This window comes from Amycolatopsis sp. Hca4 (genome assembly GCF_013364075.1).
Taxonomy (GTDB): Bacteria; Actinomycetota; Actinomycetes; order Mycobacteriales; family Pseudonocardiaceae; genus Amycolatopsis.
On sequence record NZ_CP054925.1, the window covers coordinates 2,802,206 to 2,818,147 of the forward strand.

9 protein-coding genes and 3 rRNA genes are annotated in these 15,942 nt (G+C 67.4%); all 12 read right to left on the bottom strand.

All coding sequences use genetic code 11. The annotated features are described in order from the left end of the window. Positions 1-31 precede the first annotated feature (31 nt). Positions 32-1,813, bottom strand: coding sequence for a DNA repair protein RecN (gene recN, locus HUT10_RS12100; RefSeq protein ID WP_176171287.1), 1,782 nt, complete (start codon positions 1,811-1,813; stop codon positions 32-34). 90 nt (positions 1,814-1,903) lie between these two features. After that, positions 1,904-2,830 (bottom strand): NAD kinase, encoded by a 927-nt coding sequence (locus HUT10_RS12105; RefSeq protein ID WP_176171288.1) that lies wholly within the window; start codon positions 2,828-2,830, stop codon positions 1,904-1,906. After that, entirely contained in the window at positions 2,827-3,654 is an 828-nt protein-coding gene (locus HUT10_RS12110; protein WP_217709592.1) for a TlyA family RNA methyltransferase, read from the bottom strand. The genes HUT10_RS12105 and HUT10_RS12110 overlap by 4 nt, the downstream gene beginning before the upstream one ends. 5 nt (positions 3,655-3,659) lie before the next feature. Then, positions 3,660-3,857 (bottom strand): hypothetical protein, encoded by a 198-nt coding sequence (locus tag HUT10_RS12115; RefSeq protein WP_176177793.1) that lies wholly within the window; start codon positions 3,855-3,857, stop codon positions 3,660-3,662. 17 nt (positions 3,858-3,874) lie between these two features. Continuing rightward, on the bottom strand, positions 3,875-4,840 hold the full coding sequence (locus HUT10_RS12120; RefSeq protein ID WP_176171289.1) for an HAD-IIA family hydrolase: 966 nt from the start codon (positions 4,838-4,840) through the stop codon (positions 3,875-3,877). Continuing rightward, the gene (locus HUT10_RS12125; protein ID WP_176171290.1) at positions 4,833-6,968 is read right to left on the bottom strand and encodes a hypothetical protein; all 2,136 of its coding nucleotides are present in this window, start codon (positions 6,966-6,968) and stop codon (positions 4,833-4,835) included. The genes HUT10_RS12120 and HUT10_RS12125 overlap by 8 nt, the downstream gene beginning before the upstream one ends. A 97-nt stretch (positions 6,969-7,065) precedes the next feature. Further along, positions 7,066-7,182 (bottom strand): 5S ribosomal RNA (rrf, locus tag HUT10_RS12130). 64 nt (positions 7,183-7,246) lie between these two features. Next, positions 7,247-10,366 (bottom strand): 23S ribosomal RNA (locus HUT10_RS12135). Positions 10,367-10,667: 301 nt separating this feature from the next. Further along, positions 10,668-12,188: ribosomal RNA gene (locus HUT10_RS12140) — 16S ribosomal RNA — on the bottom strand. Together the 16S, 23S and 5S rRNA genes form the textbook arrangement of a ribosomal RNA operon. A 350-nt stretch (positions 12,189-12,538) precedes the next feature. Then, positions 12,539-13,813 (bottom strand): tyrosine--tRNA ligase, encoded by a 1,275-nt coding sequence (gene tyrS, locus HUT10_RS12145; protein WP_176171291.1) that lies wholly within the window; start codon positions 13,811-13,813, stop codon positions 12,539-12,541. A 32-nt stretch (positions 13,814-13,845) separates the two neighbouring features. After that, on the bottom strand, positions 13,846-14,475 hold the full coding sequence (locus tag HUT10_RS12150; RefSeq protein WP_176171292.1) for a DNA-3-methyladenine glycosylase: 630 nt from the start codon (positions 14,473-14,475) through the stop codon (positions 13,846-13,848). 46 nt (positions 14,476-14,521) lie between these two features. Continuing rightward, complete coding sequence (gene argH, locus HUT10_RS12155) at positions 14,522-15,937, bottom strand: argininosuccinate lyase (protein ID WP_176171293.1); 1,416 nt, start codon at positions 15,935-15,937, stop codon at positions 14,522-14,524. Positions 15,938-15,942: the final 5 nt, after the last annotated feature.

Here is a 15,942-nt window from a genome sequence, read left to right on the forward strand (position 1 = left end):
CGCCCGCTGGGGCGCCTCCGGTGCCCCAGCGCTACTTCTTCTTCGCCGCGCGCTTCTTCTTCGGCTCGAACTCCGTCTTGTCCTTCTCGGCCGTCGCCAGCAGCTCCTCGGCGTGCGCCCGGCCGGTCTCGTTGTCCATGCCGGCCAGCATCCGGGCCAGCTCGCTCACCCGCTCGGTCTGGCTCAGGTTCTTCACGCCACTGCGGGTGACCCCGCCGGTGTGGCCCTTGTCCACCACCAGGTGCTGGTCCGCGAACGCCGCCACCTGCGGCAGGTGCGTCACCACCAGAACCTGGTGCGTCCGCGCCAGCCGGGCCAGCCGGCGGCCGATCTCGACCGCCGCGCGGCCGCCCACACCGGCGTCGACCTCGTCGAACACCAGCGTCTGGACCGTGTCCGCGTGGGCCAGGACCACCTCGATGGCCAGCATCACCCGCGACAGCTCGCCGCCCGAGGCCGCCTTGTGCACCGGCAGCGGCGGTGCACCGTCGTGGGCGCGCAGCAGCAGCTCGACGTCGTCGACGCCGTCCGGGCCCGCGTGCACCGCGCGGCCGTCGATCGTCAGCGCGTGCGTGTCGCCGTGCTCGGCCGGGCGCTGCTCGACCGTCACCTCGATGGCCGCCTGGCCCATCGCCAGGCCGGACAGCTCCCGGGTGATCTCCGCGGCCAGGTCGGCCGCCGCCGTCTCGCGAGCGGCCGACACCTCGGCCGCGTGCGCCGCCAGCTGGATCGCGAGCTGGTCGCGCCGCAGCGCCAGTTCGGCGAGCGCCTCCTCCGAGGTGTCCATGGACTCCAGCCGGCGCCGGGCGTCGTCGGCCCAGGCGAGCACGCCGTCCACGTCCGCCGCGTACTTGCGGGTCAGCCGCTTGAGGTCGGCCTGGCGGGCCAGCACCTTCTCCAGCAGCGCCGGGTCGGCGTCCAGCGTCTCGACGTAGGTGCCCAGCTCGGCCCCGACGTCGGAGAGCAGCACCGACGCTTCCTCCAGCCGCGGGGCCAGCTCGCGCAGCACGGCGTCCTCGGCCGTCGAGAGCCGCCGCAGCGCCTCCCCGACCAGGCCCAGCGCGCCCGGCCCGTCCGGGTCGCCGTCCGGGGAGCCGGACACCGCGACGTGCGCCTCGGTGGCCGCGGCGCGCAGCTCGTCGACCGCCGCGAGCCGCTTGATCTGCGCGGTGAGCTCGTCGTCCTCGCCCGGTTCCGGCGCGACGGCGTCGATCTCGGTCAGGCCGTGCTTGAGCAGGTCGGCCTGCTGGGCCATCTCCCGCGAGCGCGTCGACCGCTCGGTCAGCTCGGCGATCACCGCCAGCCACTCGGACCGGATCTCCCGGTAGGCCTGCAGCGGCTTCGCCACCGCGTCACCGGCGAACCGGTCGATCACCGCGCGCTGCTCGGCGGGGCGCAGCAGCCGCAGCTGGTCGTTCTGCCCATGCACCGCGATCAGCTGTTCCGACAGCTCCGCGAGCACGCCGACCGGCACGGACCGGCCGCCGAGGTGGGCGCGGGACCGCCCGTCGACGGCGACCGCGCGCAGCGCGATCACACTGCCGTCCTCGTCCACGTCCGCACCCGAGTCGGCGACGATCCGCTCGGCACCTTCGACACCGGAGTAGGTGAACCGCCCTTCGACGAACGCCTTGAGCATCCCCGTCCGGACCTTGGACACCTCGGCGCGGCCACCGGACAGCAGGTGCAGCCCGGTGACGACCATGGTCTTGCCCGCACCCGTCTCACCGGTCACGACGGTGAAACCCGCGTGCAGTTCCAGCAGGGCGTCCTCGATGACTCCGAGGCCCTGAATGCGCATCTCGGCCAGCACGCCGCCTACGGTAGCGGCCCCCACCGACACTCTGCGCGCGCGGGCACCCGGCGCGTCGCCAATATGTTCGAATAAAGCGCTAAGCGGTGGTTACTCGCAGGGACGCGCGTGGCGCTCGCGCCAGCTCTTCACCGGCAACGAGAACTTCTGCACCAGGCGGTCGGTGAACGGGCCGTCCCACAGCCGGACCAGCCGCACCGGCGTCTTGCCGCAGGTCACCCGGACCCGCGCACCCGGCGGCAGGTCGATCGGCCGGGTCCCGTCGCAGGTCAGCACGGCCGACGAGCCGTCCGGGTCGATCCCGACGGTGATCACCGAGTCGCGGGAGACGACCAGCGGCCGCGCGAACATCGCGTGCGCGTTGCTCGGCACCACCAGCAGCGCCTGGACGTCCGGCCAGATGATCGGCCCGCCCGCCGAGAACGCGTACGCGGTCGAGCCGGTCGGTGTGGCGCACAGCACACCGTCGCAGCCGAAGGCGGACACCGGACGGCCGTCGACCTCGATCAGCGCGTCCAGCACCCGCTCCCGGGTGCTCTTCTCCACGCTGGCCTCGTTGAGCGCCCAGGTGCGGGCGACCTCTTCGCCGTCGTGGGTGACCGTGACGTCGATGGTCATCCGTTCTTCGACCTGGTAGTCGCCGTCGACGACCCGCTGGACGGTGTCGGCCAGCGCGTCGGAATCCGCTTCGGCGAGGAAGCCGACGCGCCCGAGGTTCACGCCGAGCACCGGCACCCCGGCGGGGCGGGCCAGCTCGGCCGCGCGCAGCAGCGTGCCGTCGCCGCCGAGGACGAAGACCAGCTCGACGCCGTCGGCGGGGTTGTCGTCCTGGTCGACGACGGTGCAGGTCGCGCCGACGCCGTGCTGCTCGGGGTTGATCAGCGCGCAGACGTCGTGCTCGGTCACCCGGATGCGGATGCCGGCCTTGGCGAAGCGCGCCGAAACCTCGCGCGCGGCTTCGCCGGTCGCTTCGCGATCGGGGTGCACCAGGAGGAGCACTTCACGTTCGGTGGTCATGCGGGCCCTTCTTCGACGGCGGTCCGGACGAGCCGCTCGGCCTCAGACCTGTTTACCGCGTCCACAGTGGACTCGGCCAGGTGTGCTTTGCTGAGCCACACGAAGTACTCGACGTTCCCGGACGGCCCGGGCAGCGGGCTGGCGGTCACCCCGCGCAGCGCGAGCCCGAGCTTCGCGGCTTCGTCGATGACGGTGAGCACCGACTCGGCCCGCAGTGCCGGGTCGCGGACGACGCCACCGCTGCCGAGGCGGTCCTTGCCCACCTCGAACTGCGGCTTCACCATCGGCACCAGGTCGGCGCCGTCGCGCGCGCAGGCCGCGAGCGCGGGCAGCACCAGCTTGAGGGAGATGAAGCTCAGGTCCCCGACGATCAGGTCGACTTGGCCGCCGAGGTCCTCGGGGGTGAGGTTGCGGACGTTGGTGCGATCCATGACCACCACACGTTCGTCGGTGCGGATCCGCCAGTCCAGCAGGCCACGACCCACGTCGGCGGCGATCACGGTGGCCGCGCCGTTGCGCAGGAGCACGTCGGTGAAGCCGCCGGTGGACGCGCCGGCGTCGAGGCAGCGCTTGCCCTCGACGTTCAGCTCCGTGAACGCCTCCAGGGCGCCGAGGAGCTTGTGCGCGCCGCGGGAGGCCCAGCCGGGGTCGTCTTCGTCCTTGACGACGATGGGGGCGTCGGATTCCACGCCGGTGGCGGGCTTCGACGCGACCATCCCGCGGACGGTGACCTTGCCGCCGGTGATCAGGGCCGAGGCCTGCTCGCGCGACCGGGCGAGGCCGCGCCGGACCAGTTCCGCGTCGAGGCGGGCCCGCTTGGGCACGCCGATCAGACCTTGTCGATGCTGGACAGGGCGACCGTCAGCTCGGTGTGCACGGCGTCGAAGCGCTCGACGTGCTCCGCGAGCGGCAGCGCGTCCAGGTCGTCCAGCCCGGCGACGGCTTCGTCGATGCCGGCCCGCGGGTCGGTCTGCGCCGAGAACGAACCGGGCGGCGGGCCCGGGACGGGGTAAGGGTGGTCCTGCACAGTGCAAACGGTATCAGTCAGGACAGTGCTGCTTCGGCGCGCTCGCCGAGTTCGGTGACGCCGGTCTCCCAGGCGGTGTGGCAGAGCGCCCGGAGCAGATCGAGCCGGTCGCCGTCACCCTCCGCCGTCAGGGTCTGGTGTTCGACGGTCACGGTCCAGCCCGGCCGCGGCCCGATCTTGAGGTCTTCGGCGCGCTCGGTGAGCGCCGTGAGGTCCTTCGCGAGGTAGGTGCCGCGCTCGGCCGGGACGGCCTCGATCAGCTGCTTCGGTGTCGCGACCCCCGAAAGGACGACGAGGGAGTCCATGCCCGCGGCGACCGCGCCGGCGATGTCGGTGTCGAGCCGGTCGCCGACGACCAGGGGTTTCCGAGCGCCCGCCGACCGCGCGGCGGTGTCGAACAGCAGGGGCTGCGGCTTCCCGGCGACCAGCGGTTCGACGTCGGTGGCGGTCCGCAGCGCGGCGACCATCGAGCCGTTGCCGGGCAGCAGGCCGCGTTCGCTGGGCAGCGTCGCGTCGACGTTGCAGGCCACCCAGAGCGCACCGGCCCGGATGGCCAGGCAGGCCTCGGCGAGCGCGGCCCAGGTGTTGTCCGGTGAGTGCCCCTGCACGACGGCCTGGACGCTCTCGGCGTTCTCCCGCACCGGCTTCAGCCCGGCCTGCCGCACTTCGGCGGCGAGCGATTCGGTCCCCACGACGAGGACCTCGGCGCCGGCGTCCAGGCGTTCCTTCAGCAGCTGCACGCCGGCCTGGGCGCTGGTGTGCACCTCGGCGGTCTCGGCGGGCAGGCCGAGCCCGGTGAGGTGCGCGACGACCTCGTCGGGGGCCTTGGAGGCGTTGTTCGTGACGAACCGGACGGGGGTGCCGTGCTCCCGCGCGGCCCGCACCGTCTCCGGGGCACCCGGGATCACCCGGGTGCCGTGGTAGACGGTGCCGTCGAGGTCGAAGAGGACCGCGTCGTAGGCCGCGAGGAGAGCGTCACTCATCGGTCGCTTCGGTGTCCTTCTCTGCTTCGGTGGCTTCGTTGGACAGGTCGGCGGCCCGCTCGGCGGCGTCGGTCTCGTCCTCGGCGTCGGCCTCGGCGGCGTTGAGGAACCACCGGATGGCCTCGTCCTTGCGCCCGGCGGCCTCGAGGTTGTCGGCGTAGGCGTAGAAGAGGCGAGCGCTCCACGGGTCGCGCTTCTCGGCCTTCAGGTCGTCACCCTGCAGCGAGACGACGGCGGCATCGAGCTGCCCGAGGTCCCGCCGCGCCCCGGCCGCGACGATCGCGAGCTCGACCTGGGTGGCCTTGTTCAGCTTCGCGGTGTCGGTTTCCTTCGCCAGGTCGAGGGCGCGTTCGGGCCGCCCGAGGGCCCGCTCGGCGTCGGCGATGATCGCGATGTGCTCGTCGCTGCGCGTCATCCGGCGGACGGCCCGCAGCTCGGAGAGAGCCTCGGACCAGTTGCCGGCGTGGTAGGCGACCAGGCCGAGAGCTTCGCGCACGATCGGCACGCGCGAGGCCTTGGCCTTGGCGTACTTGGCGTGCTCGAGGGCGGCCTCCGGATCGCTGTCGATCAGCCCACCGGCGGCGACGAGGTGCTTCCCGACGGTCTCGGCCAGGCCCTTCGGAAGCGTCCGCAGCTCGCGGCGGACCTCTTCGTCGAGGTCGGAGAACTCGATGTCCTCGGGGAGTTCGGGCGCCTCGAGCAGTTCCCTGGCGAGGGCCTCGTCATCGAGGGCGGCGCCGACCTTGGTCCGCGGGTCCCGGCGGGGACGGTCCTTGCGATCACCCTGGGGGCGGCTGTCGCGGTCGTAGCGCTTGCCCGAGTCGCGGAAGCCGCCGGAGCGCTCGCCGCGGTTGTCACGGTTGTCGCGGCTGTCACGGCTGTCGGAGCGCGAGTCGTCATCGCGGCGCTGGTAGCTGCTGCGCTCGCCACGCGAATCCTCGCGTCGGTCGTCGTCACGGCGCTGGTAGTTGCCGCGCTCACCACGCGAATCCTCGCGTCGGTCGTCATCGCGGCGCTGGTAGCTGCCGCGCTCACCACGCGAGTCGTCCCTGCCGCCGCGGCCGCGGTTGTCCGAGCGGAAACCACCCGGCCGAGTGCCGCGGTCGTCGTCGCGCCGCTGGTAGCTGCCGCGCGAGTCGTCGCGGCGGTCGCTGCCGGCCCGGCCCCGGTCGTCCGAACGGAACCCGCCGGCCCGGTCGTCGCGGCGCTGGTAACCACCCCGGTCGTCGCGGCGATCGCCGCTGCCGCGGCCGCGGTCGTCGGAGCGGAAGCCACCGGTGCGGGCGCCACGGTCGTCCCGCTGGTAGCCGCCGCGCGAATCGTCGCGCCGGCCGCGGTCGTCGGAGCGGAAACCACCCGGACGGGTGCCGCGGTCGTCGTCGCGGCGCTGGTAACCGCCCCGCGAATCGTCGCGCCGGTCGTTCGAGCGGAACCCGCCCGAGCGGGCGCCGCCGCGGTCGTCGTCGCGCCGGTCGTTCGAACGGAAGCCACCCGTCCGGGCGCCACCGCGCGAATCGTCGCGGCGGTCGCGGTCGAACCCGCCGCGGCCGCGGTCGTCCGAGCGGAAGCCGCCGGTGCGGTTGCCGCGTTCCTCGTCGCGGCGGTTGCTGTCCCAGCGAGGCTTGCGGTCGCCGTAGGACGACTTGCCCTGCGGCCGGCCGCCCCGGTCGTCGTAGCTGCGGCCCGGGCTGTCGTTGCGGGTGCCGGACCGGCTGTTGCCCCGGTCCTCGTACCGCCCGCCCGGACGGCCTGCCCCACGGTCCTCGAAGCGGCCGCCGCCGGAACGGTTCGGCCCGTCGGAGAACCGGCCACCACCCGGACGGCCACCGGAGTCGCGGCTGCCGTAACCGCCGCGGCGGTCGTCACCACGGCCCTGACCGGCATGTCCTCCGCGCTGGTCGCGGTCGCGGGGACCGTCGCCGCCGCGGAACGGCTTGCCGCCGCCGCGGACACCGCGGTCGTCACGGCGCGGACGCCCCTGGTAACCGCCGTCGCGGCCGCCGCGGTCCTGCCGCGCGCCGCCCTGGCTCTTCCGGGGTCCGTCCGACCGGCCCCGGGAGCCTTCGTCCCGGCGTGCCGACCGGCCGGACCCATCATCGCTTGAGTCTCGTCGACCGAACTCGGACACCTGGCCTCCTGCCGTGGAAAAAATCTTGTTCTGGACATACGCGTACGGCCCGCTAGGGCAGCCAACTGGCTATCCTAACGGGCCGTACGGAAGGTAAGTTCGGCGGTGTCCTACTCTCCCACAACCCTTCGGTTGCAGTACCATCGGCGCTGTCAGGCTTAGCTTCCGGGTTCGGAATGGGACCGGGCGTTTCCCTGACGCTAAAACCACCGAAACACTCCGAAACAACACACCTGATGTGGTGTTTCAGAACCGTAGAGTGGATGCGTAACATCTTTGTAGGCAAGTCCTCGGCCTATTAGTACCAGTCAACTCGACAACACATTACTGTGCTTCCATTTCTGGCCTATCAACCCAATGGTCTGTTGGGGGCCTTAACCCACAAAGGGGTGGGATACCTCATCTTGGAACAGGCTTCCCGCTTAGATGCCTTCAGCGGTTATCCCTTCCGAACGTGGCCAACCAGCCATGCCCTTGGCAGAACAACTGGCACACCAGAGGTTCGTCCGTCCCGGTCCTCTCGTACTAGGGACAGCCTTCCTCAAGTATCCTACGCGCGCGGCGGATAGGGACCGAACTGTCTCACGACGTTCTAAACCCAGCTCGCGTGCCGCTTTAATGGGCGAACAGCCCAACCCTTGGGACCTACTCCGGCCCCAGGATGCGACGAGCCGACATCGAGGTGCCAAACCATGCCGTCGATATGGACTCTTGGGCAAGATCAGCCTGTTATCCCCGGGGTACCTTTTATCCGTTGAGCGACACCCCTTCCACCAGGAGGTGCCGGATCACTAGTCCCGACTTTCGTCCCTGCTCGACATGTCTGTCTCACAGTCAAGCTCCCTTGTGCACTTGCACTCAACACCTGATTGCCAACCAGGCTGAGGGAACCTTTGGGCGCCTCCGTTACCCTTTAGGAGGCAACCGCCCCAGTTAAACTACCCATCAGGCACTGTCCCTGAACCAGATCATGGCCCGAGGTTCAGATTCCCAATTCGACCAGAGTGGTATTTCAACAACGACTCCACCACAACTAGCGTCGCAGCTTCACAGTCTCCCACCTATCCTACACAAGCCGAACCGAAAACCAATACCAAACTATAGTAAAGGTCCCGGGGTCTTTCCGTCCTGCCGCGCGTAACGAGCATCTTTACTCGTAGTGCAATTTCGCCGGGCCTGTGGTTGAGACAGCCGGAAAGTCGTTACGCCATTCGTGCAGGTCGGAACTTACCCGACAAGGAATTTCGCTACCTTAGGATGGTTATAGTTACCACCGCCGTTTACTGGCGCTTAAATTCTCAGCTTCACCCCCGAAGGAGTTAACCGGTCCTCTTAACGTTCCAGCACCGGGCAGGCGTCAGTCCATATACATCGTCTTGCGACTTCGCATGGACCTGTGTTTTTAGTAAACAGTCGCTTTCCGCTGGTCTCTGCGGCCACCCACCCCTAGCTCGAGAAGAGCTTCAGGATGTTTGGCCCCCCTTCTCCCGAAGTTACGGGGGCATTTTGCCGAGTTCCTTAACCACAGTTCACCCGATCGCCTTGGTATTCTCTACCTGACCACCTGTGTTGGTTTGGGGTACGGGCCGTGCATGCACTCACTAGAGGCTTTTCTCGGCAGCATAGGATCACTCTACTTCGCCTCAAACGGCTACACATCACGTCTCAGCCTCATGGAACACGGATTTGCCTATGTTCCGGCCTACACGCTTATACCAGGACAACCATCGCCTGGCGGAGCTACCTTCCTGCGTCACCCCATCGCTTGACTACTACGAAATCAGGTCCCACGCTCCACAGTGCCAACTAGGCCCGAAGGCTTCGCCGGCACGCTTCGGGTGGTTAGTATCAAACGCCTCGTCATGGGCGCACATGCTCGGGTACGGGAATATCAACCCGTTGTCCATCGACTACGCCTGTCGGCCTCGCCTTAGGTCCCGACTTACCCTGGGCGGATTAGCCTGGCCCAGGAACCCTTGGTCATCCGGCGGCAGAGTTTCTCACTCTGCATTCGCTACTCATGCCTGCATTCTCACTCCCACACCCTCCACCGCTAGCTTCCGCCACGGCTTCCCTGGGTGCAGGACGCTCCCCTACCCATCAACACGACTACACACAAACCTCAAGGGCTCGCATGGATCTATTGTGTCAATGACACAGCTTCGGCGGTGTGCTTAAGCCCCGCTACATTGTCGGCGCAGGACCACTTGACCAGTGAGCTATTACGCACTCTTTCAAGGGTGGCTGCTTCTAAGCCAACCTCCTGGTTGTCTGGGCAATCCCACATCCTTTTCCACTGAGCACACACTTAGGGGCCTTAGCTGGTGTTCTGGGCTGTTTCCCTCTCGACGACGAAGCTTATCCCCCGCCGTCTCACTGCCACGCTCTCACTAACCGGTATTCGGAGTTTGGTTGATTTCGGTAACCCGGTAAGGCCCCTAGACCATCCAGTAGCTCTACCCCCGGCAAGAAACACGTGACGCTGCACCTAAATGCATTTCGGGGAGAACCAGCTATCACGGAGTTTGATTGGCCTTTCACCCCTACCCACAGCTCATCCCCTCAGTTTTCAACCTAAGTGGGTTCGGGCCTCCACGACGTCTTACCGTCGCTTCACCCTGGCCATGGGTAGATCACTCCGCTTCGGGTCTAGACCACGCGACTATGGGCGCCCTATTCAGACTCGCTTTCGCTACGGCTACCCCACACGGGTTAACCTCGCCACGCAGCACTAACTCGCAGGCTCATTCTTCAAAAGGCACGCCATCACCCAAAGGCTCTGACGGCTTGTAGGCACACGGTTTCAGGTACTCTTTCACTCCCCTCCCGGGGTACTTTTCATCTTTCCCTCACGGTACTCGTCCGCTATCGGTCTTCAGGAAGTATTTAGGCTTACCGGGTGGTCCCGGCAGATTCACAGCAAATTCCACGAGCTCGCTGCTACTCGGGAACACCACCAAGGTCCTTGAAACTGGTTTTCGCGTACGGGGCTCTCACCCACTCCGGCCCGCCATCCCAAGCGGTTCCACTAACCAGCACAACAACCCGAAGAAGTGTCAGCCTCTTCAAGGCGGGTCCCACAACACCGTCTGCACAACGCCTGACAGCTTGACATGCAAACGGTTTAGCCTCTTCCGCTTTCGCTCGCCACTACTCACGGAATCACGGTTGTTTTCTCTTCCTGCGGGTACTGAGATGTTTCACTTCCCCGCGTTCCCTCCACACACCCTATATATTCAGGTGCGGGTAACACCACATCACTGGTGCTGGGTTTCCCCATTCGGAAATCCTCGGATCACAGCTCGGTTGACAGCTCCCCGAGGCTTATCGCAGCCTCCTACGTCCTTCATCGGCTCCTGAAGCCAAGACATCCACCATGTGCCCTTAACAACTTGACCACAAAGATGCTCGCATCCACTCTACAGTTCTCAAACACCACACCAGAAACAAACGTCCCTCGGGGTTAGCCCAAGGCGTGTTGCCTCAGGACCCAACAGTGTGCTTCATGAACAATCACTCTCCCCGGCGCCGGCCCAACGTTCCACGCGGTAAACCGCAGTACTAGCCGAGGCATTGCCGACCAACAGTGACCATAACCAGTAGTTCCACAATTCCTTGAGCAACCGAGACAACACCACGTGCGGGTGTTAAGCCTCAGCCACTCCCAACCCGAAGGCCGGGATGTGTTGTGCTCCTTAGAAAGGAGGTGATCCAGCCGCACCTTCCGGTACGGCTACCTTGTTACGACTTCGTCCCAATCGCCAGTCCCACCTTCGACCACTCCCTCCCCTTACGGGGTTGGGCCATGGGCTTCGGGTGTTACCGACTTTCATGACGTGACGGGCGGTGTGTACAAGGCCCGGGAACGTATTCACCGCAGCGTTGCTGATCTGCGATTACTAGCGACTCCGACTTCACGCAGTCGAGTTGCAGACTGCGATCCGAACTGAGACCGGCTTTAAGGGATTCGCTCCACCTCGCGGTATCGCAGCCCTCTGTACCAGCCATTGTAGCATGTGTGAAGCCCTGGACATAAGGGGCATGATGACTTGACGTCATCCCCACCTTCCTCCGAGTTGACCCCGGCAGTCTCCCACGAGTCCCCGCCATAACGCGCTGGCAACGTAGGATAAGGGTTGCGCTCGTTGCGGGACTTAACCCAACATCTCACGACACGAGCTGACGACAGCCATGCACCACCTGTACACCAACCACAAGGGAAGCCCCATCTCTGGGGATGTCTGGCGCATGTCAAGCCCAGGTAAGGTTCTTCGCGTTGCATCGAATTAATCCACATGCTCCGCCGCTTGTGCGGGCCCCCGTCAATTCCTTTGAGTTTTAGCCTTGCGGCCGTACTCCCCAGGCGGGGCGCTTAATGCGTTAGCTACGGCACGGACAACGTGGATGTCGCCCACACCTAGCGCCCAACGTTTACAGCGTGGACTACCAGGGTATCTAATCCTGTTCGCTCCCCACGCTTTCGCTCCTCAGCGTCAGTATCGGCCCAGAGACCCGCCTTCGCCACCGGTGTTCCTCCTGATATCTGCGCATTTCACCGCTACACCAGGAATTCCAGTCTCCCCTACCGAACTCAAGTCTGCCCGTATCGACCGCACGCTCCACGTTAAGCGTGGAGATTTCACGGCCGACGCGACAAACCGCCTACGAGCTCTTTACGCCCAATAAATCCGGACAACGCTCGCACCCTACGTATTACCGCGGCTGCTGGCACGTAGTTAGCCGGTGCTTCTTATCCAGGTACCGTCACTTGCGCTTCGTCCCTGGCGAAAGAGGTTTACAACCCGAAGGCCGTCATCCCTCACGCGGCGTCGCTGCATCAGGCTTGCGCCCATTGTGCAATATTCCCCACTGCTGCCTCCCGTAGGAGTCTGGGCCGTGTCTCAGTCCCAGTGTGGCCGGTCACCCTCTCAGGCCGGCTACCCGTCGTCGCCTTGGTAGGCCACTACCCCACCAACAAGCTGATAGGCCGCGGGTTCATCCTGCACCGCCAGAACTTTCAACAACCCTGGATGCCCAGGGAAGTGATATCCGGTATTAGACCTCGTTTCCAAGGCTTATCCCAGAGTGCAGGGCAGATTACCCACGTGTTACTCACCCGTTCGCCACTCATCCCCACCCGAAAGTGGTTCAGCGTTCGACTTGCATGTGTTAAGCACGCCGCCAGCGTTCGTCCTGAGCCAGGATCAAACTCTCCAACAATGTCTTCGAATTCAATCGAGGCAAATGTATTGCTCTCAAAGGAAACCCCGACGAGGGGGTTTCATATAAGCTCTACTGGCTTAGTTCACTAGCACACTGTTGAGTTCTCAAGCAACACTCCCCGAGTTCGCCGCGATCAAGCGGCTCGCTCGAAGCGAGTCATTCCTAGCAGTTTTTGGTGGGACACCCACTCAATCGCGATCCGCGAGAGCTTGGTTCGTGTCCCGGCGGCCACCCGGTTTCCCTGGCGACTTGGAGAACTTTACACCCCCTCCGAGGGCCCGGAACAGGGGGGTACCTTAACCGCGTTCCCGCAGGTCAGGGGCCTGTTCCGGGCCGCTGGAGGCCAGTCAGCCGCCGAGCGCGACGCCGGCGACGTTGCGCTTGCCCCTGCGGACCACGAGCCACTTGCCGTGGAGGGCGTCCTCCCGGGCCGGCTTCCACTCCTCGTCCGCGATCTTCACGTTGTTGACGTACGCGCCGCCCTCCTTGAGCGTGCGGCGCGCGGCGCCCTTGCTGTCCACCAGGCCGCCGGCGAGCAGCAGGTCGACGATCGTCGGCTCGCCCGCCGGGTCGACCTTGCCGTTCGGTACCTCGGCCATCGCCGCGTCGAGGGTGCGTTCGTCCAGCTCACCGAGCTCGCCGCGGCCGAAGAGCGCCTGGCTGGCGTTGATCACCTGCCGGGTCTGCTCCTCGCCGTGCACCAGCGTGGTGAACTCCTCCGCCAGCCGCTTCTGCGCGGCCCGCAGGTGGGGACGCTGTTCGGTGTCCTCGGCGAGCGCGGCGATCTCCTCCTGGTCGAGGAAGGTGAACATGCGCAGGTAGCGGACGACGTCGGCGTCACCCACGTTGACGAAGTACTGGTACCAGGCGTACGGCGAGGTCATCTCCGGGTCGAGCCAGAGGTTCCCGCCGCCGGTGGACTTGCCGAACTTGCGGCCCTCGGCGTCGGTGACCAGCGGCGCGGTCAGCGCGTGCACGCTCGCGCCGTCCGTCCGCCGGATCAGGTCGACGCCGCCGACGAGGTTGCCCCATTGGTCGGACCCGCCGACCTGCAGCTTGCAGCCGTACTGGCGGTGCAGTTGGAGGTAGTCCTGCGACTGCAGGAGCAGGTAGCTGAACTCGGTGTACGACATGCCGTCGCCCTCGAGCCGCCGCTTCACCGTCTCCCGGTTGAGCATGACGTTGATCGAGAAGTGCTTCCCGACGTCGCGCAGGAACTCCAGCGCGGTCTGCTGGCCCGTCCAGTTGAGGTTGTTCTCCACGATCGCGCCGGTCGGCGAGTCGTCGAAGTCGACGAACCGTTCGAGCTGGCCGCGGATGCGCCCGGCCCACTCGGCGACCACGTCGAGGGTGTTCAGCGTGCGTTCCCCGGTGTCACGCGGGTCGCCGATCATCCCGGTCGCGCCGCCGGCCAGCACGATCGGCCGGTGCCCGGCGCGCTGGAACCGCTTGAGCATGAGCAGCGGGACCAGGTTGCCGGCGTGCAGGCTGGGCGCGGTCGGGTCGAAGCCGCAATAGAGCGTCACGGGACCCTGGTCGAGCTCGCGCCGGAGGGCGTCGATGTCGGTGGACTGCGCGATCAGGCCGCGCCAGGACAGCTCGTCGAGGATGTGTTCGCTCACGCCTGTAGATCCTCCCGCACCTGGTCAACCGACTAACCGGCGGGTCGGACCCGTCGTTTCCCGCCGCGCCGGTAGGTGGACACGGCCGCCGACGCGGCGTCCCAGAATCGCCACGGCGTGTCCATCGCCATCGCGACGCCGACGCGCGGGCCACTGCGGATCCGCTCGGCCGGGACCCGCTCGCCGACGTACAGCCGGACCGGCGACGCCGGGTCGGTCAGGTCGACGCCGTTCTCGCCGCGGTCGATGCGCAGCACCGACGTGAGGATCGCCGGCCCCTTGGCGAGCTCGCCGGTTCCCCGCGCGTTCGGCCGCCGCTTGCGGACGACGTCGAGGCCGGTGACGACCTCACCCGCCCGCAGCAGCACCGCACCGGCGACGCCGTCGGTCGAGCCGACGATGTTCGCGCAGAAGTGCATCCCGTAGACGAAGTAGACGTACAGGTGGCCGGCCGGGCCCCACATGACGGCGTTGCGCGGGGTCTGGCCGCGGTAGCAGTGCGACGCCGGGTCGTCCTCGCCGCGGTAGGCCTCGACCTCGACGAGCCGGACGCCGACGGTGCCGTCGGGCCCGTCGGCCTCCAGCACCGAGCCGAGCAGCAGGTGGGCCAGGTCAACGGGGTCCAGCGCCAGCTCCTCGCGCGTGAACAGCCGGTCGCTCAACGCCGCTCCCCTCGTCCCGGTGACCCGGCCGAGCGTAGCCAGGGGCTCAGTTCAGCCACTGGCGGGCCGCGGTGACGCGCTCCTCCAGCCGCGCGCGTTGCTCGGCCACGCGGGCCGGGGCGGTGCCGCCGCGGGCGTCGCGGGAGTTCACCGAGCCTTCGACGGTGAGGACCTCGCGCACCGCCGGCGTCAGCGCCGGGTTGATCTTCTCGAACTCCTCGTCGGTCAGCTCGTCCAGGCCGACGCCGCGGGACTCGGCGACGCGGACGCTCTCGCCGGCCGCTTCGTGCGCGACGCGGAACGGGACGCCCTGGCGCACCAGCCACTCGGCGATATCGGTAGCCAAGGTGAAGCCGGCCGGGGCCAGCTCGGCGAGCCGCTCGGTGTGGAAGGTGAGCGTGGCCAGCATGCCGGCGATCGCCGGGAACAGGAGCTCGAGCTGCTCGACCGAGTCGAACACCGGCTCCTTGTCCTCCTGCAGGTCGCGGTTGTAGGCCAGCGGCTGCGCCTTGAGGGTGGCCAGCAGGCCGGTGAGGTTGCCGATCAGCCGGCCCGCTTTGCCGCGGGTGAGCTCGGCGACGTCCGGGTTCTTCTTCTGCGGCATGATCGAGCTGCCGGTGGCCCAGGCGTCGTCCAGCGTCACGTAGCCGAACTCGGCGGTGTTCCAGATGATCACCTCTTCGGCGATCCGCGACAGGTTCACCGCGAGCATCGCGACGGCGAAGGCGAACTCGGCGACGAAGTCGCGCGAAGCCGTGCCGTCGATGGAGTTCTCGACGCTGGTCGCGAAGCCCAGCTCTTCGGCGACGGCCTCGGGGTCGAGCCCCAGCGACGAGCCGGCGAGCGCGCCCGAGCCGTACGGCGACTCGGCCGTGCGGGCGTCCCAGTCCTGCAGGCGCGAGACGTCGCGCAGCAGCGCCTGGCCGTGGGCCAGCAGGTGGTGGGCCAGCAGCACCGGCTGGGCGTGCTGCAGGTGCGTGCGGCCGGGCAGGATTGCGTCCGGGTGCCGCTTGGCCTGCGAAACCAGCGCGTCGACGACCTCCAGGGTGCCGGCGACGACGCGGCGGGCGGCGTCGCGCAGCCACATCCGGAACAGCGTGGCCACCTGGTCGTTGCGCGAGCGGCCGGCGCGCAGCTTGCCGCCGAGCTCGGTGCCCGCACGCTCGAGCAGGCCGCGTTCGAGGGCCGTGTGCACGTCCTCGTCGGCGATCGTCGGGGTGAACACGCCCGACGCGACGTCCTGGGCGAGCGCGTCCAGCGCGGCCAGCATGCCGGCCAGCTCGTCTTCGGTGAGCAGGCCCGCTTTGCGCAGCACGCGGGCGTGCGCGCGGGACCCGGCGATGTCGTAGGGCGCCAGGCGCCAGTCGAAGTGCGTCGACGCGCTCAGCGCGGCCATGGCCTCCGCCGGACCGCTGGCGAACCGGCCGCCCCACAGCTGCACCGGCTGCTCGTTCCCGCTCACTGTTC